The sequence below is a fragment of the Kibdelosporangium persicum genome (assembly GCF_013280595.1).
GTDB classification, from domain to species: domain Bacteria; phylum Actinomycetota; class Actinomycetes; order Mycobacteriales; family Pseudonocardiaceae; genus Kibdelosporangium; species Kibdelosporangium persicum.
Genome location: NZ_JAAATY010000038.1, coordinates 18,982 through 44,796 on the forward strand (window position 1 = coordinate 18,982; position 25,815 = coordinate 44,796).

A 25,815-nucleotide genomic window follows, 5' to 3' on the forward strand; every position below is an offset into this window, starting at 1 on the left:
GCACCGCCATGCCCTTTCGTGCCCGCCCTGGCAGAGACGAACACGCAGCGGTGCCCGCGATCCACCCCTGCCGTTGCTTCCCTGTCGTCCGGGCCGCCCGGTCAGCAGTCTGGTGTACGACGCCCGCACCGAGCCGTGGGAGACCGAAGTGGACAGCACCGACATCGCAGGATCACCGGTGGGAACCGGTTCCCGACGGTCGCTCGGCGCCGTGTACGTCGCGGGCGCGGTGTCGGCGATGGGCACCCAGATGACCCTGTTGGCGCTGCCGTGGCTGATCCTGCAGAGCACCGGGTCGGCCACCATGACGGGACTGGTCTTCGCCGTGCAGGTGCTTCCCATGGCGTTGCTGGGATTCCTCGGCGGCGAGGTGATCCAGCGGCTCGGCGCCCGCCGCACCATGCTGCTCGCCGACGCGGCCCGCGGCCCGATCATCGCACTCGTCCCCGCGCTGTCCGCGATGGACATGCTCGGCTTCGGTGTGCTGCTGGTGATCGTCGCCGTGCTCGGGGTCCTCGGCGTTCCGTACTTCGCCGCGCAGCGGGTGCTGGCGACCGAGCTGGCTGGCTCGGACCAGAAGGCCCTCACCCGGGCCAACAGCGTGCTGGAGGGCGGCTTCAACACCGCCGCGTTCGCCGGTCCGGCGGTGGCCGGTGTGCTGATCGCGCTGCTGGGCGCGGAGCAGGTGCTGTGGTTCGACGCGGCGTCCTTCGGCCTGTCCTGCTTGCTGCTGTGGCGGTTCGTGCCGCGCGACGCGGGATCGGCGCAGCCCGCCGGCACGGCGCGCAAGGGGATGCTGGCCGGAGTGCGTGTCCTGCTGGCCGACGACTTCCTGCGGCCGGTGATGGCGTCCACCGTCACGTTCGGCTTCCTCGTCCGGATCCTGGGCATCGCCCTGCCGCTGCTCGCGTTCGACCGGTTCGGTGGTGACGCCGCGATCGGCGGCCTGCTGGTCGGCGGCTTCGGCGCCGGGGCGCTGATCGGATCGCTGATCAGTTACCTGATCGCGAACCGGCTGTCGACCGCGCGCCAGATGAGCCTGGCGACCATCCAGCTGGTGCTTCCGATGTGGGTGCTGCTGGCGCCCGTCCCGGTCGGCGTGCTCGTCGTGGCCTTGGCGCTGTCCGGCGCCTCGCTGCCGCTGTCCAACGCCCCGTTCTTCAGCATCCTGGTCACCCGGTTTCCCGGCGAGATCCGCGCCAAGGTGGTGCAGTCGGTGATCACCATCAGCAACATCGCCGGCCCGCTCGGCTTTCTCACCGGGGGAGTGGTGATGGACCGCTTCGGCATCGCCGCCACCCTGCTGATCCTCGCGGCGCTGTCCAGCCTCGCGGCGGTCAACCTCCTGCTGGCCCTCCGGCGGCTGAACCGCCCACCGGGCACGGCCCGCCGGGCCGTGCCCGGCCTCGACATGTCCTGAGTGGACCTCGATTTCCCGGTCAACTGGGCGAAAGTGAGCGTCGCATGAACGACAAGTCCACCCGGTGCCTGCACGAGCAGTTCGCGCGCCACGCGGACGCCGCACCGGATGCGGTCGCCGTCGTGCACGGGGATCTGTCGATCACCTACGGCGATCTGCGGGCGCGGGCGGCGCACCTGGCCGCGGCCCTGCGCGACCACGACGTCGGGCCCGACGTCGTGGTCGGCCTGCACGTCCCGCGATCGATCGACATGGTCGCCGGGATCCTGGGCATCCTCGAGGCGGGCGGGGCCTACCTCCCGCTGTGGACCGGTCATCCGGCGGACCGGCTGGAGTACATGCTCACCCACTCCGGCGCGACCGTCCTGGTGACGTCGGACGCGACGAGCGGAGGGCTGCCGGGATTCCGCGGAACCCGCCTCCCCGTCGACGCCCAGCCCACGACCCCGTCCGGGCCCGGGCGACGCGCGACGCCGGACCACCTCGCGTACGTGATCTACACGTCCGGGACGACCGGCGTGCCCAAGGGCGTCGCCGTGCCACACCGTGCCGCCGCGCGCATCGTGCGGTCCGGGATCTACGGCACGTTCGACGCGGGGGAGACCTTCCTGCAGGCGTGCCCCCTGTCGTTCGACGCGTCGGTCTTCGAGATCTTCAGCTGCCTGGCCAACGGCGGCCGGCTCGTGTTGCTGCCCGGCCAGCGGGTCTCGCCGGACCTGATCGTGGACACGGTGCGCCGCTTCGCCGTCACCACGCTCTGGCTGACGCCCACCATGTTCAACCGGATGGTCGAGGACGACATGCTCGACGGGATCGGCGTGCGGCAGTTCGTGCTCGGCGGCGAGACCCTGTCGAGCCCGCACGTCGCCCGTGCGATGAGCTCGGCCGGCGCCTTGTTCGCCAACGCGTACGGGCCGACCGAGGCCGGGGTCTTCGTCTGCTGCCACCCGTTGGCCCGAACCGACTTGGCACACTCCCCGCCGCCGGTCGGCAAACCGTTGCCCGGTACCGGGATTCAGGTCCTCGACGACCACATGCGCCCGGTACCCGACGGGCAACCCGGGGAGCTCTACCTCGGCGGAGACGCGTTGGCCCGCGGCTACCACCACCGGCCTGACCTGACGGCCGCGGCGTTCGTGCCCGATCCGTCCGGCGCCACCCTCGGCGGCCGGTTGTACCGCTCCGGAGACCTCGCCCGCGTGCTGCCCGGCGGCGTGGTCCAGGTACTGGGGCGGACCGACGACCAGGTCAAGATCCGGGGCAACCGGATCGAACTGGGCGAGGTCGAGTCGGCAGTGGCCCGGCTGCCGGAAGTCCGGCAGGCCGCCGTGCTGGACACGGTGACGCCGGGCGGCGAGCGAATCCTGGCCGCGTACATCGTCCCCGCGGGCGCCGCGCCGACTGTTTCGCAGTTGCGTCGTCAGCTGTCCGCGAGCCTGCCCGACTACATGGTCCCCTCCGAGTACCACCGCATCGACGCGCTCCCGCTCACCCAGCACGGCAAACTCGACCGGGCCGCACTGCGCACCGGCACCGGCGCCACCCGGCTGGAGCTGGGCGTGCGTTATGTGGCCGCGGCGTCGGAGCTGGAGGGCGTGATCGCCGCCGTGTGGACCGACCTGCTTGAGGTTCCCGCGGTGGGCGTGGACGACAACTACTTCGACCTGGGCGGCACGTCGGTGTCGGTCCAGGTGCTGCACCGCCGGCTGCAACAGGAACTGGGCACGCGCCTGCCGGCGACAGCGCTCTACGAGTACCCGACGGTCCGCAGCCTGGCCGAGTCGATCGCGAGTTCGGGGGTACAGCGGTGACCAACAAGGCGGTGACGTACCAGGAACCGATCGCCGTGGTCGGGATGGCGGCGACCATGCCCGGGGCGAACGACCTCGACGAGTTCTGGGCCAACCTGCGCGCCGGCCGTGAGTCGATCACGTTCGGACCCACCCCGGTCGTCGACGACGAACGGACCGGCAGGCGCTGGATCCACGCCCGCGGCGTGCTGGCCGATATTCGGCGCTTCGACTACGAGTTCTTCGGCATCCCCCGGCGGGAGGCCGAGATTCTCGATCCCCAGCACCGGCTGCTGCTCGAACACGCGTGGAGCGCGATGGAGGAAGCCGGTTACGACCCGCACCGGCTGACCGAGACGGTCGCGGTCTACACGGCGGTCGGTCCCAACACCTACCGCGAAGGCCGTGAGTTCGGTGCCCATTCGGCCGCCGAACGACTGCTGGTGGACCTGTCGAACGCCCCGGACACCCTGTCCACGCGCATTTCCTACAAGCTCGGCCTCACCGGTGAGAGCCTCAGCGTGCGTACGGCCTGCTCGTCCTCCATGGTCGCCGTGTACCTGGCTGCCGAGGCTGTCCGCACCGGCCGCGCCGGCATCGCGCTCGCCGGGGCGGCCAACGTCCGCTGCCACGACACCCTGGCCTACGAGCAGCAGGACGGGTTCATCCTGTCGGCCGACGGGCACACCCGGGCCTACGACCACCGCGGGACCGGGTACGTGGAAGGCGACGGCGTCGGTGTCGTCGTCCTTCGCAGGCTCTCGGACGCCATCGCCGACGGCGACCACATCCACGCCGTGATCCTCTCCGGTGCCATCAACAACGACGGCAAGGCCAAGATCGGGTTCTCCGCACCCGGCGTCGAGGGGCAGTCGGCGGCGATCAGCGCCGCGCTCGCCGCGTCGGGCGTTCCAGCGGAGTCGATCCACATGCTCGAGGGACACGGCACGGGCACCGCGGTCGGCGACCCGATCGAGGTCCGCGCGCTCACCAAGGCCTACCGCCGGTACACCGGCGAAAGCGGGTTCTGCGCGCTGGGCTCCGTGAAGGCGAACATCGGGCACCTCGGCTACGCGTCGGGCATGGCCGGGCTGCTCAAGGCCATCCTGGCGGTCAAGCACGGCGAGATCCCGCCCGCGCCCGACTTCGACGAGCCCAACCCGGAGATCGACTTCGTGGACTCGCCGTTCCACGTCAACCGCACGCCGTTGCCGTGGCCGCCGGGCCCGCGCCGGGCCGGCGTCAGCAACTTCGGCATGGGCGGCACGAACGTCCACCTCATCGTGGAGCAGCCACCCGAGCCTCAGGCGGCGCGGCACGAACCCGCCGAGCACGCGGTGCTGCTGTCGGCCCGGACCGAGGGCGCCTTGCGCGCCATGCGAAAGCGGCTGCTGGCCTGGCTGACCGGACAGCCGGACGCCGATCTGGCCGACGTCGCGTTCACCCTGGCGACCGGTCGCACGCCGCTGCCGTGCCGGTGGGCCGCCGTTGTCTCGTCCACAGTGGAGCTGGCGAACGCGTTGACCCGCGAGGCCGATCCGCGTGAGGACGAGCTGGCCCGCGCGTGGCTCGATGGGACCACTGTGGACTGGGCGCGGCGCTACGCCGGTCGGCGGCACCGTCGGCTGTCCCTGCCCACCTACCCGTGGCAGGGCGAAGAACTGTGGGTGCCGGTCACCGGGCACGACACCGGGCACGACACCGGGCCCGGCACCGTCACCGAGCCCGGAACGCAGGAGCAGCAACCAATCGAGCGGTGGCTGTACCGGCAGACGTGGACGAGGACGGCGCTGCCTCGACCCCACCACTACGGCGATCTGGAGCGTACCGACGGTGCGTGCCTGGTGCTCGGCGGCGACAGCCGGTTGACGGCGGCAGTGCGAGCCCAGCTCACCGCGGCAGGGCTGACCGTCGTCCCGGTCGAGCTGTCCGACGAATTCGACGTCGTGCCCGGCGGCGTGGTCCGCGTCCGGCAGGGCGACGCCGCCGACCTGGCCCGTTTGGTGGAGCACGCGGTCACCGAAGCCGGCCCGATCACACGGGTGGTGCACCTCTGGGCATACGGCGTGACCGGTGACCAGGCGATGTCCGTCGGCGTGCTGGGCACGCTGGCCCTCGTGCAGGCGCTGACGGCGGCCGGGCAGTCGCCGCGGCTGTGGGTCCTGACCCAGAACGCCCAGCCTGTCGGTGACGTGACGACGGTGTGTCCCGAGGCGGCAGCGCTGCTGGGCCTGGGCCAGGTCGTCGCGCAGGAGTACCCCGGCGTGCCCTGCCAGGGCATCGACTTCGCGGCAGGCGCCACCCCCGCCGGGGTCGCGGCCCGGCTGCTGGCCGAGATGGCGACCCCGCCGCAGGCACCGGAAATCGCCTACCGCGGCGCCGACCGGTATGAACCGGCGTTCGAACAGCTGGACACCGTGGGCGGTGCCGTCATGCCGGTCCGCCCGGACGGGGTCTACCTGATCGCGGGCGGCTCCGGCCGGATGGGCCTCGCGATCGCCGAGCACCTCGCCGCGTCCGGCGCCACCCGGATCGCGCTGGTGTCCCGCCGTGGCCCGGCACCCGGCAACGAGACGCTGCGCCGGCTCGGCGAACGGGGCGCCGAGGTGTTGACCCTGCGCGCCGACGTCGCCGACGAACCGCGGATGGCCCAGGTGATCGAGGAGGTCAACCGGCACTGGGGCCCGGTCAACGGGGTGGTGCACGCGGCCGGGATCGAGGCAGGCGGCAGCGGGTTCACGTTCATCGCCGACACCACCGCCGACCACGCGCGGGACATGCTGCGCCCCAAGACCACCGGCATCGCCGTTCTCGACCGCGTCACCCGTACCCAGCCGCTGGACTTCTGCCTGGTCTGTTCGAGCCTGAGCGCTGTCCTCGGTGGCATCACCTTCGGCGTCTACACCGCCGCCAACCGTTATCTGGACGCGTACGCGGACTGGCGCAGGGCGAACGGCGCACCGTGGGTGAGCGTCGACTGGGACGTGTGGCGGTTCGGCGACTCCCCGGCGGACTCCGGTGCGGGTCTGGGCGTCAGCTCCAGCCGGACGGCGATGAGCCTGGGGCAGGCGACCGGCCTGCTGGGCTCGATCATGGCAGGCGGGCACTCCCGGCTCGTGGTGTCGACGGTGCCGCTCGCCGAACGCGCCGAACGCGTCCGGCGGTTGCTGGGCGGCCGGGAGAGCGTCGAGGAAAGCGGTGCGCAGCAGGCTGGGACGTCCCAGGACGACCTGTGCGGCCACCTCAAGCAGATCGTCGGCGACCTCGTCGGCGTGGCCGACCTGGACGACGACGACGAACTGCTGGCCATCGGCTGCGACTCGCTGACCTTTCTCGAGGCGCTCAAGCGCTGGGAGAGCCGGATCCGGGTGAAGGTGCCGATCACCCGGCTCTGGGGTTGCCGGACGTTCGCCGAACTCGCCGAGGCCGGCTCGCGGGTGGTCGGCGAACAACGAGCCATCGAGCGCGACGCCGGCCGTCAGTCGCTCCGTCACCTGGGCGGTTAACCGCTGGAGATGAGCTGAAGATGAGCATCAACGTCATGCGGGCACGGGCCGACACGCCCGGAGTGAACCACGTCGCCCACCTCAACAACGCGGGCGCCAGTCTCGCCCCGAAGCCGGTGGTCCAGGCGGTCATGAGCCACCTGCGGCTGGAATCGGAGGTGGGCCCGTACGAGGCCGCCGAGCTGGCCAGGGTGGCCCTGGAACGAGGGCGTTCCGCGGTCGCCGAGCTGATCAACTGCCACACCGACGAAATCGCGATGTTCGAGAGCGCCACGAGGGCATGGGGAGCCGCGCTGGCCAGCATTCCGCTGGGGCCCGGCGACCGCGTGCTCATCTCCCCGATGGAGTACGGCAGCAGCTACCTGGGATTCCTCCACCTCGCCCGGCGCACCGGCTGCCGGGTGGAGGTACTGCCCACGGACGCCGACGGCCTGGTGGACGCCGACGATCTGCGCGACCGGATCGACGAACGCGTCAAGCTGGTCGCGATGACCCACGTGCCGATGCACGACGGCCTGATCTACCCGGTGGCCGCGATCGGCCGGACGGTCCGCGAATCGGGCATCCCTTACCTGGTCGACGCCAGCCAGTCGGTCGGGCAGCTGCCCGTCGACGTGCGGGAGATCGACTGCGACGTGCTGGTCGGCTGCGGCCGGAAGTTCCTGCGCGGTCCCCGGGGCACGGGCTTCCTCTACGCCCGGCGGGAGTTCGCCGAGCAGTTGCTGCCCGGCTCGGTCGGGCTCGACGGCGTGGCGTGGGACGGCGTCGGGTACCGGCTGGCACCCGGCGCCCGCCGGTTCGACACGTGGGAGACCAACTGCGCGAGCCGTATCGGGCTGGGCGTGGCCGTCGACTACGCACTGTCATGGGGGGTTGAGAACACCTGGCGCCGGATCCAGGTGCTGGCGGCGGGCTTACGCCGTGATCTCGCGGCCATCCCCGGCATCACCGTGGAGGACCGGGGCCGCGAACGGTACGGAACGGTCGCGCTGACCGTGCACGGTCATGCCGCGGAGCTCGTCCGGGCGCAGTTGCAGCGTGCCGGGATCAACACGTGGGTGTGCCTCTCCAACGCCGCGTGCGTCGACATGCAGCGCCGGGGGATCAGCAGCCTGCTGCGGGTCTCCGTGCACTACTACAACTCGGTCGAGGAACTGACCCGGGTGTGCGACGTCCTCGAGTCGCTGACCGTCGGCACGGCGATGCGGGCCGTGTCATGACCGAGTCACCCTGGATCAGGCGGCCCCGCAAGGTGCCCGACGCCCGCATCAGGCTGTTCTGCGTACCGCACGCAGGTGCCGGTCCTTCGTTCTACGCCCGCTGGCTGACCGAACTCTCCCCCGCGGTCGAGGTGTGCCTGGTGAGCCTGCCCGGCCGCGAGACGCGGTTCGACGAGCCACCGACCGAGGATCTCGGCTTCGTCGCCTCGCGGGTGGCCTCGGCCGCGCAGCCGCTGCTCGACCGGCCATTCGCGCTGTTCGGCCACAGCATGGGTGCGCTCGTCGCGTACGAGGTGGCTCACCGGCTCCCGTACGACCCGGAGCACCTGTTCGTCTCCGGGTCGCCGCCTGCGCACCTGCCAAGCGGCGAGCGGAGCATCGCGCATCTGCCGGACGCCGAGTTTCTGGCAGAGGTACGGCACGGTTATGGCGGTATCCCAAACTCGCTCTGGGCCGACCAGGACCTGATCCGCCTGCTGCTGCCGGTGCTGCGGGCTGACTTCGCCGCATGCGAGCGGTACCGGTGGCCCGGGCACCCGCCGTTGCGGTGCGACATCTCGGCACTGAGCGGCGCCGGGGACCACTACGTGCCGCCGAGCGCACTGGCCGGCTGGGCAGACCTCACCTCCGGGCAGTGCACGACCCGTGTGATCGGCCAGGGCCACTTCAACCTCGTGTCCGACCGGGCTGCCGTGCACCGGTTCGTCCGTGAGCGGCTCGGGCTCGTCCCGGCGACGGAAGGAGCTCGCCATGACTGAGTCGTTGATCAGGACGGCCACGCATGCGGCCGAGCTGCTGGTGTGGTCCGCGGCGACCGCGGACGCGTTACCCATGGCCCGCCAGGCTGTCCTCGCCCGGCTGGAGGCTTCGCCGGACTCGCTGCCGGAACTGGCACGCGAGCTGCGGCAAGGCCCGCACGGCGCATATCGCGGAGCGTTGGCGTGTGCGGACGTGGAGTCCGGTGTCGCCGCGCTGCGGCGAGGCCGGAACCTGGAAGGCAAGCACCCGGCGGCCAGGCGGCCGGTGGCGTTCCTGCTCAGCGGCGTCGGCGACCAGTTTCCGGGCATGGCCGCGGACCTGTACGAGTCCGAGCCGGTGTTCCGCGACGCCGTCGACAGTTGCTGCGCCGTGCTCGAGACCGAGGGATGCGACCTGCGCGAACTGTTGGTCCGGCCTGTGCAGCAGCCCGGATCGCCGGGGAACGACCTGCGCTCGATGGTGCGGGCCAGGCAGGTGCCACAGGGGCCCCTCGCCACGACGCGGCTCGGCCAGCCGGGCGTCTTCGTCGTGGAGTACGCACTGGCTCAGCTGGTCCGCGGCTGGGGCGTCGAACCGGCCGCCATGATCGGCTACAGCCTGGGCGAATACGTCGCGGCGTGCCTGGCCGGCGTGATGTCCCTGCCGGACGCGCTGCGCCTGGTGTGGTGGCGCGCGCAGCGGATCGAGCGACTGCCGCCCGGCGGCATGCTGGCCGTGGCGCTGCCCAGGGACGAGATCGGCCCGTGGCTCGGCGCCGATGTGGACGTGGCGGCCGTGACCAGTCCTTTTCAGACAGTCGTCGGCGGCCCCGTCGCCGCGGTGACCGGCCTGGAACGACGGCTGGCCGACGCGGGCGTCGCCTGTCAGCGCGTGGGTGCGCACCACGGGTTCCACACGCGCTCGATGGAGCCGCTCGGCACGGAACTCACCGAGTGGGTGCGCGCGAACGTCCGCCTGGCCGGACCGCGTATCCCGTATGTCTCCAACGTCACCGGCACCTGGATCACCGACGCCGAGGCGACCGACCCGGCGTACTGGGCACAGCACCTGACCCGCACGGTCGAACTGATGTCCGGGCTAGGCGCCCTGTGGCGCGACGTGGATCCCGTGGCGATCGAGCTCGGGCCGGGCGACGGCCTGTCCTCCTACGCACGCCACCACCCGGCATGCGACCGGATCCGGCTGCCGCGGGTTCAGCCGGGCCTGGCCCCGGCGACCGGGCTGCTCACCTCGCTCGGCCGGCTCTGGGTGGCCGGCCTGGAGATCGACTGGACCCGCTTCACCAACGACTGTCCAAGGAGTGACTCATGATCGGCGTGGTCGGTGCGGGCACCATCGGGACGGGAGTGGCGCAGAGCCTCTCCCAGGCCGAGCACAAGGTCGTCCTGGTCGACACCTCCCTTGACGCGCTGGACCGCGCGCGTGCGGAGATCGGCCGGGCCGTGCGGTTGCAGCGGCTGGTCGATCCCGCCCTGCCCGCGTACGAACCCGGCGAGGTGCTCGACCGGATCACCTTCACCCAGGACGTGGCGGACCTCGCCACGGCGAGCGTGGTGATCGAGAACGTGTCGGAGCAGTGGTCCGCCAAGCAGGCCGTGTACCGGGCGCTGGACCGCGTCTGCGAACCCGCGTGCGTCTTCGTGGTCAACACCTCCTGCTTCCCGATCACCGACGTCGCCGCGCTGACGTCCCGGCCCGCGCAGGTCGTCGGCCTGCACTTCATGAACCCGGTGCCGCTCAAGCCCGTGGTGGAGCTCATTCCCGGCTGGCACACGGCAGCCGCCACGGTCGAAGCGGCGCGGTCGCTGCTCGCGTCGATGGGCAAGACGGCCATCAGCGTGAAGGATTCGCCGGGCTTCGTGTCCAACCGGGTCCTGATGCTGACGATCAACGAGGCCGCGTTCTGCCGTGCCGAGGGCATCGCGTCGGCCGAGGCGATCGACGAGCTCTTCAAGCACTGTTTCGGCCACCAGATGGGCCCGCTGGAGACCGCCGACCTGATCGGCGTCGACACGATCCTGCACAGCCTCGAGGTCCTGCACGAACGCTTCGGCGACTCGAAATACCGGCCCTGCCCCCTGCTGCGGACGATGGTCGCCGCCGGCCTGCTCGGCCGCAAGAGCGGTGCGGGCTTCCACCACTACGGGATCACCGGCGACCGGCGACCCGCCCGTCAAGGAGCCTGAGATGGACACCAAGACCCGCATCCGCACGTTCCTCAACACCCGCCTGCCTGACGAGGTGCGCGACGACGAGGACATCTTCGAGGCAGGCCTGGTGAACTCGCTGTTCGCCATGCAGCTGGTGCTGTTCGTGGAACAGGAGTTCACGATCCGGATCGGCAACGAGGACCTGGAGCGCGACAACTTCCGCTCCGTCGACGCGATCACGGGGCTGGTCGAGCGCCATGCCGGCGTCGGCTGACCCGCGGGCGGACCGGTGCGCCGAGGCGGCCCGGTTCCGTGAGTTCGTCGACCGGGTCGTCACGCCACGAGCGGCCGGGATCGACCAGGACGGGGCGGTGCCCAGCGAGGTCGTGCGATCCCTGGCCGCCGAGGGCTATCTGGGCGCGGGTGTGGCGGTGGAACACGGCGGCGGCGGCTTCGACGCCGTCCGGCTCGGCATCCTGTACGAGGAGGTCGGCCGTGGCTGCTCATCGGTACGCACCTTGCTGACCGTGCACGGGATGGTCGCGAGCGCGGTCGAACGCTGGGGCACCGGCGTCCAGCGTGCGGACCTGTTGCCCCGGCTGGCCCGTGGCGAGGTCATCGGGGTGTTCGCCCTGAGCGAGGAAGCCGCAGGCAGCGACCCGACCACCGTGCGGACCACGGCCGAGCCGGTGCCGGACGGCTACGTGCTGACCGGCACCAAGCGGTGGATCAGCATGGCGCTGATCGCCGACGTGTTGCTGGTCTTCGCCCGCACGCCAGGGGGAATCACGGCTTTCCTGGTGCCGCGTGACACGCCAGGCTTGCGTGTGGCGCCGATCGACGGCGTGCTCGGCACCCGTGGCGGCCTGATGGGCGAGGTACAGCTGGAAGGCTGCCGGGTGCCGGCCGGAGCGGTGCTCGGGCCGGTCGACCGTGGCTTCATGACGGTCGCGGCGGTCGCGCTTGAGCTGGGCCGCTACAGCGTCGCCTGTGGGTGCGTGGGCATCGCACAAGCATGTCTGGACGCGTCCATGAACCACACCGCACACCGGTGGCAGGGTGGCGCGTTCATCAAGGACCACCAGCTGATTCGCCGGCTGTTGACCGATATGGCGACCGAGGTCGCGGCAGCGCGGCTGCTCTGCCGTCAGGCCGGTGCGTTGCGTGCCGGCAACGACCTGGCAGCCCCGATGGCCACGTGGATGGCCAAGTACTTCGCCGCCGCGGCGGCCAACCGTGCCGCCCGGGAGACGGTGCAGATCCACGGCGCCGCGGGCTGCTTCGACGGTCACCCGGCCGCCCGGTACCTGCGGGACGCGAAGGTCATGGAGATCATCGAGGGCAGCACGCAGATCCAGCAGGTCGTCATCGCGGACCTGGTCCGGCAGGAGCGTCACCGGCTGCCGGACCTGGCCGAAGCCCTCATGTCCGTAGGGAGGTGAGCCGTGGCCGCCAATTCCGAGGCCCGGCCTGTGAAATGCGTGATCTGGGACCTCGACGACACGGTCTGGGAAGGTGTGCTGCTCGAGGACTCGCGAGTGCGTCCGCGGCCCGAGGTGCTGGAGGTGCTCCGCGCACTGGACAGCCGGGGAATCCTGCACTCGATCGCCAGCCGCAACGACCCGGCGGCCGCCCGCGCCAAGCTCGACGAGCTGGGCATCGGCGAACTGTTCCTGTACCCGCAGATCAACTGGGGCTCCAAGGCGGAGTCCGTCGCGCGGATCGCGCGACGGCTCAACCTCGACCCGGACTCGTTCGCCTTCGTGGACGACCAGGCCTTCGAGCGTGAAGAGGTCAACTCGCGGTTTCCGGCCGTGCGGTGCTTCGACGCCGCACAGGTCGCCGGACTCCCCGGGCTGCCCGCGTTCCGGCCCGCCTTCGTGACCGAGGAGTCGCGGCAACGCAGGCACATGTACCGGGCGGCCATCGACCGGGACGAGGCGGCCGAGGAGTTCACCGGCACCTCGGCGGAGTTCCTGTCCACTTTGGACATGGTGTTCACGGTCGCGCCGGCCACCACCGAGGACCTCGGCCGGGCGGAGGAGCTGACCGTCCGGACCCACCAGCTCAACACCACCGGGCGGACGTACTCCCACGCCGAGCTCGACCAGCTGCGGCGCTCCGGCGACCACCTGCTGCTGATGGCCGAACTGACCGACCGGTTCGGTTCGTACGGCAAGATCGGCCTGGCCCTGGTGGAACTGGGCCAGGAGGCCTGGCGGCTCAAACTGCTGCTGATGTCCTGCCGGGTGATGTCGCGCGGGGTCGGCACAGTGCTGCTGAACGAGATCCAGCGGCTCGCCGCCGCCGCCGGTGTCCGGCTGCGGGCCGACTTCGTCGTCAACGACCGCAACCGGATGATGTACGTGACCTACCGGATGGGTGGCTTCCGGGAGGTGTCCCGCGACGGCGACGAAGTGGTCCTCGAAGGCCCCGAGGACATCCCGCCGATCCCGCACTATCTGGCCGTCCGTGGTGTGGCCGGTGCGGGTCTGGGGCGTGGCTGATGCGACAACCGATCCTGGCCGACAGCGTGCGGCTGGCCGACGACGGCGTGCACATCCTCGACCGGCGGGTGTTCCCGGCGCGGCAGGAGTGGGTGCGTTGCGCCACGGTCGAGGACGTGGCGAAGGCCATCGAGGACATGGTGACCCAGTCGTCCGGTCCGTACTTCGCCACGGCGTGGGCGATGGTGCTGGCGGCGCGGGAGTCCGTCGGCAGACGCGAACCATTGGACCACTTGCGATGGGCGGGGGAGCGGCTCATCGCGACCCGGCCGACGAACAACCACCAGCGCACCGCCGTGCACGCCGTACTGTCCGTTGTGGACGAAACCGACGTCGTCGGCTCGGCGCTGGCAGGCGCGCGGGCCGCGGACGAACAGTACCGCGCCCGCAGCCGCGCGCTCGGTGCCCATACCGCGGACCTGTTGGCGGACGGCGCGTCCGTGCTGACCCATTGCTGGGCCGACCTGTACCTGGTCGAGCTGGTCACCGCCGCGCGGGCGGCGGGCAAGACTTTCACCTTCCACTGCACCGAAACGCGCCCGTACCAGCAGGGCGCCCGGCTGACCGCGCAGACCCTGGCCGAGATGGGCGTGGCGACCACGCTGATCACCGACGGGACGGGCGGCGCGGTGCTGGCCTCAGGACAGCTCGACGCGCTGGTCACCGCCGCCGACCGGGTCACCATGGACGGTCACGTGGTGAACAAGGTCGGCACGCTCGGCCTCGCGGTCGCCGCGCACACCTATGGCGTGCCGTTCCTGGCCATGGTGCAGGCCCCGGATCGGCTTGCCGCGACCGCGGCCGACGTGCCGATCGAGTACCGGGCGGGCGCCGAGGTGCTGGCCGCCGCCGGTGTCACGCATCCGGGAATCCGGGGCCATTACCCGGCTTTCGACGTCACGCCGCCGCGGTTCGTCACCACGGTGGTCACCGACCGCGGCCCGTTCGCCCCGCAGGCGCTGGCCGGCTACTACCAGGAGGAGCCGTGACGCGCTCCGATGAGACGAACGTGGCGTTCGCCTGCCGGGCGTTGCTCAAGGAGTCCATCCGGTACGCCGAAATGGGCTGGATGCGCGGTACCTCGGGCAACCTGTCCCTCGTACTGGCCCGGGACCCGTTGCGGCTGGCAGTCACCGCGAGCGGTGTGGACAAGGGCGAGTTGACCGCGGCTGATGTGGTGCTCGTCGACGGAGCCGGTACGGCACTGTCCGGCCCTGCGCCGTCGGCGGAGGCCGAGTTGCACGCGCGGATCGCCGCCGTCGCCGGAGCCGGCGCGGTCGTCCACGTCCACGCGCTCGCGCCGGTGCTGGCCGCGGAGCGGTGGCCGGGCGGTGTGCCGTTGACGGACGTGGAAATGCTCAAGGGGTTCGGCCGGGCCGCACACGGCGACAAGGTCGTCGTTCCGGTGATCCCCAACGACCAGGACATGCGAGTGCTCGGCGACGCCTTCGAGACCGGGTTCCGCGCGGACACACCGGCGCTGATCGTGTCCCGGCACGGCATCTACGTGTGGGGCACGGACCTGCGCCAGGCCAGGCACCGGCTGGAGTGCCTGGAATGGCTGCTCAGGTTCGCCCTCGCGACGAGCGCCGAACACCCGGAAAGGGGAATGTGATGACGTTGCTGACCGTATGGGCCGATGACGATCCGTCCTCGGTGTTGTCACGGACCACGGACGGCGAGCAGATCGCCCGCGAGCTCAAGCCGCTCGGCGTCCGCTTCGAACGCTGGCCACTGGCCGGCGACCTGCCCGCCGAGCCGACCCCGCAGGAGGTCCTGGCCGCGTACGCGCCGCACGTGCGGCGCGTGATCGACACCGAGGGGTACGTGCTCGTCGACGCGATGTCGATGAGTCCGTCCGGCGATCCGGAACGCGCCGCGGAGGCGAGGCGGAAGTTTCTCGCCGAGCACACCCACGACGATGATGAGGACCGCTTTTTCGCCCGCGGCGCCGGAGCGTTCTACCTGCACATCGGCGGCAAGGTGTACGCCGTCCTGTGCGAGGCGGGCGACATGCTGAGCGTTCCTGCCGACACTCCACACTGGTTCGACATGGGCAGCCGCCCCGACTACGTGGCCATCCGCTTCTTCCACCAGGAAGACGGCTGGGTGGGCGACTTCACCGGCAGCAGGCTCGCTGAGGCGCTGCCGGATTTCGACACGCTCTTCGCGGCCCGGTGACAACGGTCGCGGTGACAACGGTTGCTGTGCCGAACGAAAGGACAAGGCATGTCGCTGCGTAGTTCGGCTTGGTACGGCGGCCAGGACCGTAACGCGTACATCCACCGCGCCTGGATGCGCCGCGGCGCACCCGCCGACGCGTTCACCGGGCGGCCGCAGATCGCCATCGCCAACACCGCCTCCGATTTCACCCCTTGCAACAGTCACCTGAACGAGGTCGCCGAGAGCGTCCGGCAGGGCGTCTGGGCCGCCGGTGGCGTGCCGTTGAACCTGCCTGTGGTCTCGCTCGGCGAGACGAACATGCGGCCGACGGCGATGCTGTGGCGCAACATGGCCGCCATGGCCATCGAGGAGATGTTGCGGGCCAACCCGATCGACGGTGTCGTGCTGCTCGGTGGCTGCGACAAGACGATCCCCTCGCTGCTGATGGCCGCCTCCTCGGTCGGCCTGCCCGCCGTCGTGATGCCCGGCGGCCCGATGCTCACCGGCACCTTCCGCGGGAGACCGCTCGGCTGCGGAACGGACGTGTGGCGACTGAGCGAAGAGGTCCGGGCAGGCACGTTGCCCGCTGAGGCGTTCCTGGAGTCCGAGTCGTCGATGATCCGCAGCCGCGGGCACTGCAACACGATGGGCACCGCCTCCACCATGGGCCTGCTGGCCGAGGCGCTCGGCATGGTCCTGCCGGGCACCGCGGGCATTCCGGCATCGGACAGCCGGCTGCTGGCGCGGGCGCACGAGACAGGCCGGCTGGCCGTGGAGATGGTCAGGCAGGCACGTCGTCCGGCGGACATACTCACCGCCGGAGCGTTCCACAACGCGATCGTGGCACTGGCCGCGATCGGCGGGTCGACCAACGCGGTCGTCCACCTGCTCGCGATCGCCGGCAGGCTCGGCGTGCCCCTCTCACTCGAGGACTTCGACCGGATCGGCGCGGACGTGCCACTGCTGGCCGACCTGCAACCGGCAGGCCGGTTCCTGATGGAGGACCTGCACCGGGCCGGTGGGCTGGCGGCCGTGCTGAACCAAGTCGCCGACCTGCTCGACAAGGACGCGGTCACCGTCACCGGCCGGCCGTTCGTGGACTACCTGGCCGGCGCGGCGATCTGGGATCCGGAGGTGATCCGGACCCGGGAGGCGCCACTGCGACCGCACGCCGGGATCGCCGTGCTGCGAGGCAACCTCGCCACGGACGGCGCGATCATCAAACCGGCCGCGGCCTCGGAACACCTGCTGACACACCGCGGCCGGGCCGTGGTCTTCGACTCGGTCGAGGACCTGACGGCGCACATCGACGACCCGGACCTCGATGTCGACGCGGACTCGGTGCTGGTGCTGCGAGGCTGCGGGCCACGCGGCTACCCCGGGATGCCCGAGGTGGCGAACCTGCCGCTGCCGTCGAAACTGCTCCGCGCCGGCGTGCGCGACATGGTCCGGGTCTGCGACGGCCGGATGAGCGGAACGGCTTACGGGACCGTCGTGTTGCACGTCGCTCCCGAAGCCGCCGCGGGCGGGCCGCTGGCGAAGGTCCGTACCGGTGACTGGATCACCCTCGACGTCGCCAACCGCCGCCTGGATGTCGAGGTCCCCGACGCCGAACTGGCCGCCCGCGAGATTCCGTCCGCACTGACGGCGTCGCTCGCCAGGCCACGCCGCGGCTGGGAACAGCTCTACGTCGACACCGTCACCGGCGCCGACGTGGGCGCCGATCTGGACTTCCTGGTCGGCGCCAGCGGTGACACGGTCGCCCGCGAGGGCTACTGACCCGCAGCCGCCGGACGGCCGCCTCCCGGAAGGGAAGCGGCCGTCCGGACGTTCGGGGCCACACCGCGAAGCGGTGGACGATCAGGTCGTGCGCAGTGCGTCGCGCAGGACGTCGAGCCCGCGGTCGAGGCGGGGGATGTCGATGTTCAACGGCGGCAACACCTTGATGACGTCCTCGTGGCGGCCGCACAGTTCCACGATCAGGCCGTTGTCGAAGGCGAGCCGCTGGACGCGCGCGGCACGGCCGGGCCCGCCGGCATCGCTGAGGTCGATGCCCAGGGCCATGCCGGCGCCGCGGACGGTGAAGTCCGCTGTGGACAGTTCGCGGCCGAAGCGGCCGAGACGGCGGACGGCGACGGCGAGATCCGTGCGGAACTTCGGTTGCCGCCAGAGCTCGCACGCCGCCGTCGCCGCGACGAACGCCAGCTGGTTGCCCTGGAACGTGCCGGAATGCTCGCCTGGCTCCCAGATGTCGAGCTCACGACGCAGCAGCACGAGCGACATCGGCAGGCCGTAACCGCCGACGGACTTCGCGACGGTGACGATGTCCGGTGTGATTCTCGCGTGCTCGAAGCAGAAGTACGTTCCGGTCCGGCCGCAGCCGACCTGGATCTCGTCGCAGATCAACAGCACGCCGTACCGCTCGGTGAGCTCCCGCAGCCGGCGCAGCCAGTCGCCTGACGCCGGGTACACGCCGCCCCGCATCTGCATCGGCTCGACGATCACCGCGGCAGGCAGGTCGACGCCGGACGAAGGGTCGGTCAGCAGGCGGTCGATGTAGGCGACCGAGTCGAACGGCCCGCCGGGACCGTCTTCATAGGGCACGAAGGTCACGTCGTATCCGCCGGTGCCCCCGCGCCGCAGTTGACGTTCGCCGGTCACGGCAAGGGAACCACGGGACAAGCCGTGGTAGGCGCCGCTGAAGGCGATGACGCCGCGGCGGCCGGTAACCTTGCACGCCAGCTTGAGCGCGGCTTCCACGGCGTCGGTGCCGGTCGGGCCGCAGCACTGCACTTTGTAGTCCAGGTCGTGGGGCCGCAGGACTGTCTCGGCGAACGTCGTCAGGAAGTCGCGTTTGGCGACGGTGTACATGTCGAGGCCTTGCACGAGGCCGTCGGCGGCGAGGTACTCGGTGATCCGGCGCTTGATGAAGTCGTTGTTGTGCCCGTAGTTCAGTGCGGCCGCGCCGCAGAAGAAGTCGATGAACATCCGGCCGTCGGCGGCGTACAGCTCGGCGCCTTTGGCCCGGTGGAACACCACCGGGAACTTCCGGCAGTAGACGCGGACCTCGGACTCCAGGTCGTCGAAGACCGTGAAGTCGACGGCCTTGGCGACGTGCGGGACGAAGGGAGCGATGGTCATGTGTCCGTCCTCTCATGTAACGGCTTCGGCCGCCTCAGCCTGTGCGATCACGGTGTTGAGCACCTCGCAGAGGCTGGGCACGTTCGACGGCTTCATCACGCCGCCGTGGTCGCCCGGGACGCGGTGGACGTCGACGCCCTCGCCGGAGAGTGCTTCCCAGCGGGCGACGTAGCCGGCGAAGCACTGTCCGGAGGAGACGATGTGGGTGCTGTCGGCGAGCGCGTCACCGGCGAGGAGGTGGAGCTTGCCGGGGAAGTGCCGGTGCGGGTACCGCAGGATCGCGTCCATGGTCTCCCGCCAGATCCGTACCGTGCGGGGCCAGGCCGCGCCGACACCACGCTCGGGCAGATCCATGCCGACGTGCTCGTCGATGTCGGTGGACACGTCTCGGTACAGCTCACGGATCTCGGCGCGGTGCTCAGGGGTGTCGGCGGCGTCGCCGACGCGGGCGATCAGGTTCACCAGGTGTTCGAGCCTGCGCACTTTGGCGGAATGGTCGTGCATCTGCGGGCGTGTGCTCGCGTCGAGCACCGGGTCGAGCAGGAAGAACGTGACCTGTTCGCCCTCAGCGACCAGCCGTCCGGCCATTTCGGCTGCGATGGCACTGCCGCCGCACCAGGCGAACAGCCGGTACGGGCCGTGTGGCCGGGCCTCGCGCAACTCGGCGTAGTGCCGCCCGGCCAGCTCCCGCACCGACGGCAGGTCGGTGCGGGAGCCCAGGTCCGGCCATTCGAACGCGGCCAACGGGATTTCGGCGTCCAGGTGGGGCAGCAGCCGCTGGTACCAGTGCGCGCTGCCGCCGCCCGGGTGTACGCAGAACAACGGGGCACGGGAACCGGTGCGCCGCAGCCACATCAGCGCACGGGAGGGTGCGGAGCCGTCAGCGGCCGGTGGCTCGGCGGCCAGCCGCCCGGCCAGCCCGGCGATCGTGGGCTTTTCCAGGAACGACCGGAATGTCAGCCGCAGGCCTTGGGTCTCGCGCAACCGGGTGATGACGCGCATCATCGCCAGGGAATGCCCGCCGAGGTCGAAGAAGTCGTCGTGGATGCCGATCCGCTCCACGTGCAGCGCGTCCGCCCACGCCTCGGCGAGTGCCTGTTCCAGTGGGTTGCGCGGGTCGACGTGAGTCGCGGCGGCGGACCGTGAGCCCTGTGGGGACGGCAGCGCGGCCCGGTCGGTCTTGCCGGCCGTGGTCAACGGGAAGCGGTCCAGCGCCACGTAGTACGTGGGCACCATGTGTTCCGGCAGCCGGGCCCGGAGGTGCTCCCGCAGCTCCGCAGGCGATGGCCCGTCGGCCGGGCGCGTGTACGCCACCAGGGTGGCGTCCCGCGTACCGGGCCGGTGCACGGTCACGGCCGCTGCCTCCACTCGTGGGTGGGCGGTGAGCACCTGCTCGACCTCGCCCAGTTCGATTCGGAAGCCACGCACCTTCACCTGGTGGTCGCCCCGGCCGTGGTACCGCAAGGCCCCGTCGGCCATGCGGGACACGACATCACCGGTGCGGTACATCCTGGCACCGGGCACGGCACCGAACGGATCCGGCACGAACCGGTCGGCGGTGAGGCCGGGCTGGTTGAGATAACCCCGGGCGAGCCCGGTGCCACCGAGGTACAACTCGCCGCGGACTCCGTCGGGCACCGGGTGGCCGTTGGCGTCGAGCACGTAGGCGCGGACGTTGTCCAGCGGTGACCCAATCGGCGGCCACGGGTCGTCCGTGATGGCGTCGATGTGGTTGAGGGTGGCGTACACAGTGGCCTCGGTGGGGCCGTAAGCGTTGGTCACGCGTACGTGCCGCGACCAGCGTGCGGCCTCGTCGCCGGGCAGCGCCTCACCGGCTGAGAACAGGTGACGCAGTCGCGGAAAGCTTTCCGGGCGCAGCATTCCGAGCATCGCCGGAGGCAGCGACATGTGAGTGATCAGGCCGGACTGTGCGCCCAGATCGCCGGGGCCGGCGCTCGGCGACGGCAGCACAAGTGTGGCGCCGTTGGTCAGGGCGAGCACGGTTTCCCAGACGGACACGTCGAAGCTCATGGACGCGAACTGCGACACGTGGTCGCCGGGCCCCACGTCGACGTGCTCACGCGACACGTGCCGCAGGTCCAGCAGCGGTCCGTGTGGCACCGCGACACCCTTCGGCCGGCCGGTCGACCCGGAGGTGTAGATGACATAGGCGAGGGTGTCCGTCGTGACTGTCACATCGGGCACGTCGGGCATGCCCTCCGCGGTGCCGAGGGAGTCGATGGTCAGCACGGCTGTCTCTCCGGCGGGAGTGCTCGCGCGCAGCTCTCTGGTGGTCAGCACGACCTTGGGCGCCGCGTCGGCGATCATGTGCCGTACCCGGGCGCCCGGCAGGTCCGGGTCCAGTGGCAGGAAGGCCCCACCCGCCTTGAGCGTCGCCAGTTGAGCCACGACGAGCTCAGGCGTCTTCGGCAGGTACAGGCCGACCGAGGACTCAGGGCCGACGCCCAGCGCGATGAGGTGATGCGCCAGCTGGTTGGCCTCGCGGTCAAGCTCCCCGTAACTCACCACTCGGTCGTCCTGTATGACGGCCGCCGCGTCCGGCGTGGCCGCGGCGTGCGACTCGACGAGCTGGTGGACGAGAGAGCCGGTCGGGTGGGCGCGGACGGTGTGATGCCGCAGCGTGGCCTCGCGGTCGGCCGGAGGCAGGCCGATAGACCGGGGATTGCCGGCCGGGTCGGCGGCCATCGCCTCGAGGACGTGCCGGTAGGTGCGGCCCAGCAACTCGACCCGGGCCCGGTCGATCCGGTCCGGGCGGGCGTCCAGGGTCAGGTGACCGGGGAACGCGACGGTGATGATCGGCATTTCGCTGGGACTGAAGTCGTCGACAAGGTCCACAGTGGAGTCCCCGGCCAGCACGTGGAAGTCGAGGTAGGTGAACGCGACGTCGGCAAGCGGCCCGTCGGTGCCCAGCTCCCGCAGCATCGCGGGCATCGGGTAGCGGCGGTGCGGCAGCAACTCGGTCTCGGTGGCGAACACCCGTGCCACCAGGTCACGCCAAGTCGGCACATCGGTGTCCGCGGGGAACGGCACGGTGTTGAGGTACATCCCCGGCACTCGGTCGGCGCCGGCCACCTCCGGCCGCCCGTTGGCGACCAGGCCGGTGCGGAACCGCTGCTTGCCGGTGACCGCGGACAGCGCCTTGAGATGGGCTGCGTGCAGCACGCTCTTCATCGAGGCGCCCGCCGACGAGGCGAGCGCCCGCAGCCGCGGTTCGAGGTCCGGGTACGCGACCCGCACCACGATCGGCTCGTCATCCGGCTGCCCGGCCCATGCCTGGGGGATTCGCAGCTTGTCGTGCCCTTCGACGACACCCGCCCAGTACTCGCGGTCCACTTCGGACAGCAGGGACTCGCGTTCGGCGGCGACGAAGTCGGCGAAGCGCACCGCGGGCGGCGGGACCGGGGCAGGTGGCCTGCCGTCACGCAAGTCGCGGTACAGCGCGATGAGTCCGGCGACGACAGAGGTGTGGCTCCAGCCGTCGAGAACGGCGTGGCACTCGGTGTGGGTCAGCCACCACTCGCCCTCGTCCATCTGGTGCACGTCATAGCGCACCAGCGAGGGCACGGTGACGTCGAACAACTCGGTGCGCTGTGCGACCAGGTACGCGCGGACCGCGGCCTCCTGCCGTTCGATCGTGTGGCCGCGGAGATCGTCGTAGCCGACCGGTAGTTCCGCGGTGGCGTACACGAGTTGCATCGCCTCGGAGTAGGTGGACAGATCGAAGCAGGTGCGCAGGATCTCGTGCCGCTCCACCATGATCCGCACGGCCATGCGCAACACTTCGAGGGAGAACGGCTTCTCGTCACGAACGCGGTAGCAGGAGACGTTCTGGTAGATCGCCCGGTCGGCCACGAGCATCTCGTAGACCATGCCGGCCTGGGTCTCGGCCATCGGATAGGCGTCGACCACCTCTGCCGGAACCAGTGCGCGGTCGTGCTCGGCGAGCTGCGCGAACGGCGCGACAGGCGATGTGGCAGCCGTCGTGGCGGCCGGGGTGCCGCCGCAGGTGGCGAGCACGGCCAGTTCGGCCACGGTCTGGTGGGTGAACATGTCGTGCACGGCCAGTTCGACATCCGCGGCACGCAGCGCACCGATCACCCGGATGGCGCGGATCGAGTCGCCGCCCAGTGCGAAAAAGCTGTCGTGTACGCCGACCGAGCCCGGATCGACGTCGATCGCTGTGGCCACGGCCTCGGCGATGAGTCGTTCGAGAGCGTCCCGTGGCTGAACGCGTTCACTGTGGACGGTCAGCTTCGGAGCCGGCAGCGCATCATAGTCGATCTTGCCCGTGGCGGTGAGCGGGAGCGAGTCGACCGCCGCCCAGTGGACCGGGACCATCGGTTCGGGCAGGATGCCGCGCAGATGTTCCCGTAGCGCGGTGGTGTCGGCTTGCGCGGGCGTGACGCAGGCGGCAAGCCGTCCGTTGTGGACCGTCACGGCCGCGGTCGTCACGTCCGGGTGCGCGGTCAGCGCGGCCTCGACCTCACCGGGCTCCACCCGATGTCCGTTGATCTTGACCTGGCGGTCCAGTCTGCCGAGGTACTCGATGGTTCCGTCGGCGTGCCGGCGGGCCAGATCGCCGGTGCGGTAAAGCCGTTCGCCGGAGCCGCTCATCGGGTCGGGCACGAACCGCTCGGCGGTGCTGCCGGGCTTCGCGTGGTAGCCGCGGGCGAGCTGGACGCCGGCCAGCACGAGTTCGCCGGGCACGCTGGCCGGGACGGGCCGCAAGCGACTGTCCACAATATACGCACGAGTGTTGGCGACCGGCCGTCCGATTCGGACGGGCTCGCCCGGCGCACACCGTGCCGCGGTGACGTCGATCGATGCTTCTGTCGGTCCGTAGAGGTTGTGCACTTCGCAGCCGATCCGCGCGTGCGTCTCGGCCACCAGGTCGGGGGCCAGGGCTTCGCCACTGCACACCAACAGCCGCAACGACGGCAGCCGGTCGAACGGCTCGGTCAGGAACGCGCGGAGCATCGACGGGACGAAGTGCGTGACGGTCACCGACTGTGCCGTGATGGTCTCCGCGAGGTAGCGGGGGTCGCGGTGCCCTCCCGGCCGCGCCACCACCACCATCGCTCCGGTGGTCAGCGGCCACAGCAGTTCCCACAGCGACACGTCGAAACCGGGTGGGGTCTTGTGCAGCACCCGGTCGTCGGCGCCGAGCCGGTAGGCGTCCTGCATCCACCGGATCCGGTTGACGATGCCGCGATGGGTGACCACGACCCCTTTGGGCTCGCCCGACGAACCCGACGTGAAGATGAGATATGCCGCGTTGTCCGGATGTGGCCCTGGAATCGCCGGGGCGAAGCTGGGCTCGTCCTCCAGGTCTGCCAGGTGCTGCTCGGTGATCACCAGCCGGGTGCCGCAGGATGCGGCAAGCGCCTCGATCCGTCGCGTGGGCAGTTCCGGGTCAAGCGGCAGGTACACGCCGCCCGCCTGCCACACCGCGAGTACGGCGGCCACGTGGTCGGAGCTCCGGTCGAGGTGCACGCCGACCACGGTCTCCGGTCCGACACCGAGCCCGCGCAACCGGTGTGCCAACCGGTTCGCCCGGGTGTGCAGCTCGGCGTAGGTCAAGGAGGAGTCGTCCGTGACGACCGCGAGGGCGTCCGGAGTGGACAGTGCGGTGGCGGCCAGCATGCCGGGAAGGGTCGTCTCGGGCCATGCCACGGCAGTGTCGTTGCACTCCACCAGGACACGGTGCCGCTCGATGTCACCGAGCATGTCCAGTGCGCCGATCCGGGTGTGCGGGGCGGCGGCCGCGGCCGTCAGCAGGCGGACGTAGTGATCGGCGACGCGCTGTGCGGTCGCGCGGTCGAACAGGGCGGTCGCGAAGACCACGGCGCCGCGCAGTGAGCCGTCCGGCTGTTCGGTGATCGACACGGACAGGTCGACCTTGGCGGAGGTGTCGCCGACCGGGACGTTCTCGAAGGTGAGCCCACCGGCGGTGACCGGCGCCTCGGTGCCGTCCTGCCAGACGAACATCGTGGCGAACAACGGGTTGGCGGACGGGTCGCGCGCCGGGTCCAGCGCCTTGACCAGCCGCTCGAACGGCAGGTCCTGATGGGCGAACGCCTCCAGCGCGCCGCCGCGGACCCGATCGACCGCCTCAGCGAACGTCGGATCGCCGGAGAGGTCCGTGCGCAGCACGAGCGTGTTGAGGAACAGGCCGACCGCGTCCTGCAGCCGGGAATGGTCACGGCAGGCGACTGGAACGCCGACGGTGACGTCGGCCTGACCGGCGTAACGGGCGAGCAGCACCTGGAACGCGGCGAGTAACACCATGAAGGGCGACGCCCGGTGCTGCCGTGCCAGGGCACGCAGAGTGTCGGCAAGAGGTGCGGGGACGGTGAACGGCAGCGCGTCACCCGAGCTGTCGCGTATCGGCGGTCGGGCACGGTCGGTGGGCAGCGCGACCGGTGTCACGCCTGCCAGCCGCTCGCGCCAGTAGCCGAGCTGACGGTCCAGCTTGCCGGAGGTCTGTTCGCGTTGCCACGCCGCGAAATCGGCGTACTGCACCGGGCCGGCGATCGCCGGTTCGACACCAGCCACGGCGGCGGCGTAGCGCTTCCATAGCTCGCGTACCACGACGCCGTCGGACCATTCGTCGCTCGCGATGTGGTGTGTGGTGAGTACGAGCAGATGTGTGCCCTGGGGCTGTGCCACAAGCCTTGCCAGGAACACCGGACCTGTCGCCAGGTCGACTGCCCGACGGTCGGTCGCCACTTGATCGGCCACGGTCCGGTCGTGGTCGGTCGCGGCGATGTGGCGCAGGTCGGTGTAGCGAAGGGGCACCGCGCCAGGTGGGTCGATCAGTGCGACCGGCTCGTTGTCGGCGACGGCGTACCGGGTGCGCAGGACCTCATGGTTGGCCGCGATTCCGTTCAGCGCCGTGTGCAGCGCGGTTCGATCGAGTGGTCCGGTCAGGCGCAGCCCGATCGAGCTGACGTACTCGCCGCCGCCGGGCCGTAGCTGATCGAGAATCCACATGCGGCGTTGTTCCCAGGACAGCGCCAGCGGCCCGGCCCGGGACACGCGGCGGATACCGTCGTCGGCCCGCTGCGCCGTGTGACCGGCGAGGCGCTGCCGGAGTAGTTGTTCCCGGAGGGCCACTGAGTCGAGAATCTCCGTCATC

16 protein-coding genes are annotated in these 25,815 nt (G+C 70.8%); 14 read left to right on the plus strand and 2 right to left on the minus strand.

From position 1 onward, the window contains the following. Positions 1 to 112 precede the first annotated feature (112 nt). The 14 genes from GC106_RS40550 to GC106_RS40615 are packed head-to-tail and all read left to right on the plus strand — an operon-like array spanning position 113 to position 17,294. Positions 113 to 1,420, plus strand: a complete 1,308-nt coding sequence (locus GC106_RS40550) for an MFS transporter (protein WP_217281571.1) — start codon at positions 113 to 115, stop codon at positions 1,418 to 1,420. A 44-nt stretch (positions 1,421 to 1,464) separates the two neighbouring features. Beyond that, positions 1,465 to 3,231: a non-ribosomal peptide synthetase gene (locus GC106_RS40555; RefSeq protein WP_173141502.1), complete on the plus strand. Its 1,767-nt coding sequence runs from the start codon at positions 1,465 to 1,467 to the stop codon at positions 3,229 to 3,231. Then, positions 3,228 to 6,716, plus strand: a complete 3,489-nt coding sequence (locus GC106_RS40560; RefSeq protein ID WP_173141503.1) for an SDR family NAD(P)-dependent oxidoreductase — start codon at positions 3,228 to 3,230, stop codon at positions 6,714 to 6,716. Before GC106_RS40555 ends, GC106_RS40560 begins: the two co-directional genes overlap by 4 nt. Before the next feature lie 20 nt (positions 6,717 to 6,736). Then, on the plus strand, positions 6,737 to 7,936 hold the full coding sequence (locus tag GC106_RS40565) for an aminotransferase class V-fold PLP-dependent enzyme (RefSeq protein WP_173141504.1): 1,200 nt from the start codon (positions 6,737 to 6,739) through the stop codon (positions 7,934 to 7,936). Further along, positions 7,933 to 8,694 carry a thioesterase II family protein gene (locus GC106_RS40570; protein ID WP_173141505.1) on the plus strand — a complete coding sequence of 254 codons (762 nt, stop codon included), beginning with the start codon at positions 7,933 to 7,935 and terminating at the stop codon, positions 8,692 to 8,694. The genes GC106_RS40565 and GC106_RS40570 overlap by 4 nt, the downstream gene beginning before the upstream one ends. Beyond that, positions 8,687 to 10,006 (plus strand): acyltransferase domain-containing protein, encoded by a 1,320-nt coding sequence (locus GC106_RS40575; RefSeq protein ID WP_173141506.1) that lies wholly within the window; start codon positions 8,687 to 8,689, stop codon positions 10,004 to 10,006. The genes GC106_RS40570 and GC106_RS40575 overlap by 8 nt, the downstream gene beginning before the upstream one ends. Beyond that, positions 10,003 to 10,881: a 3-hydroxyacyl-CoA dehydrogenase family protein gene (locus tag GC106_RS40580; protein WP_173141507.1), complete on the plus strand. Its 879-nt coding sequence runs from the start codon at positions 10,003 to 10,005 to the stop codon at positions 10,879 to 10,881. The genes GC106_RS40575 and GC106_RS40580 overlap by 4 nt, the downstream gene beginning before the upstream one ends. Before the next feature lies 1 nt (position 10,882). Beyond that, entirely contained in the window at positions 10,883 to 11,119 is a 237-nt protein-coding gene (locus GC106_RS40585) for a phosphopantetheine-binding protein (protein WP_173141508.1), read from the plus strand. Next, positions 11,103 to 12,287 (plus strand): acyl-CoA dehydrogenase family protein, encoded by a 1,185-nt coding sequence (locus tag GC106_RS40590; protein WP_173141509.1) that lies wholly within the window; start codon positions 11,103 to 11,105, stop codon positions 12,285 to 12,287. The genes GC106_RS40585 and GC106_RS40590 overlap by 17 nt, the downstream gene beginning before the upstream one ends. Positions 12,288 to 12,290: 3 nt before the next feature. Then, complete coding sequence (locus tag GC106_RS40595) at positions 12,291 to 13,352, plus strand: HAD-IIIC family phosphatase (protein ID WP_173141510.1); 1,062 nt, start codon at positions 12,291 to 12,293, stop codon at positions 13,350 to 13,352. After that, complete coding sequence (locus GC106_RS40600; RefSeq protein ID WP_173141511.1) at positions 13,352 to 14,341, plus strand: translation initiation factor eIF-2B alpha/beta/delta subunit family protein; 990 nt, start codon at positions 13,352 to 13,354, stop codon at positions 14,339 to 14,341. Before GC106_RS40595 ends, GC106_RS40600 begins: the two co-directional genes overlap by 1 nt. Continuing rightward, complete coding sequence (mtnB, locus tag GC106_RS40605) at positions 14,338 to 14,967, plus strand: methylthioribulose 1-phosphate dehydratase (RefSeq protein ID WP_312873270.1); 630 nt, start codon at positions 14,338 to 14,340, stop codon at positions 14,965 to 14,967. Before GC106_RS40600 ends, mtnB begins: the two co-directional genes overlap by 4 nt. Beyond that, positions 14,967 to 15,533 (plus strand): 1,2-dihydroxy-3-keto-5-methylthiopentene dioxygenase, encoded by a 567-nt coding sequence (locus GC106_RS40610; protein ID WP_173141512.1) that lies wholly within the window; start codon positions 14,967 to 14,969, stop codon positions 15,531 to 15,533. The genes mtnB and GC106_RS40610 overlap by 1 nt, the downstream gene beginning before the upstream one ends. A 48-nt stretch (positions 15,534 to 15,581) precedes the next feature. Further along, the gene (locus GC106_RS40615; RefSeq protein WP_173141513.1) at positions 15,582 to 17,294 is read left to right on the plus strand and encodes a dihydroxy-acid dehydratase; all 1,713 of its coding nucleotides are present in this window, start codon (positions 15,582 to 15,584) and stop codon (positions 17,292 to 17,294) included. An 81-nt stretch (positions 17,295 to 17,375) separates the two neighbouring features. Here GC106_RS40615 and GC106_RS40620 read toward each other — a convergent pair whose 3' ends face one another. After that, on the minus strand, positions 17,376 to 18,656 hold the full coding sequence (locus tag GC106_RS40620; RefSeq protein WP_173141514.1) for a diaminobutyrate--2-oxoglutarate transaminase: 1,281 nt from the start codon (positions 18,654 to 18,656) through the stop codon (positions 17,376 to 17,378). Between the two features lie 12 nt (positions 18,657 to 18,668). Next, on the minus strand, positions 18,669 to 25,814 hold the full coding sequence (locus GC106_RS40625) for a non-ribosomal peptide synthetase (RefSeq protein WP_173141515.1): 7,146 nt from the start codon (positions 25,812 to 25,814) through the stop codon (positions 18,669 to 18,671). Between the last annotated feature and the right edge of the window lies 1 nt (position 25,815).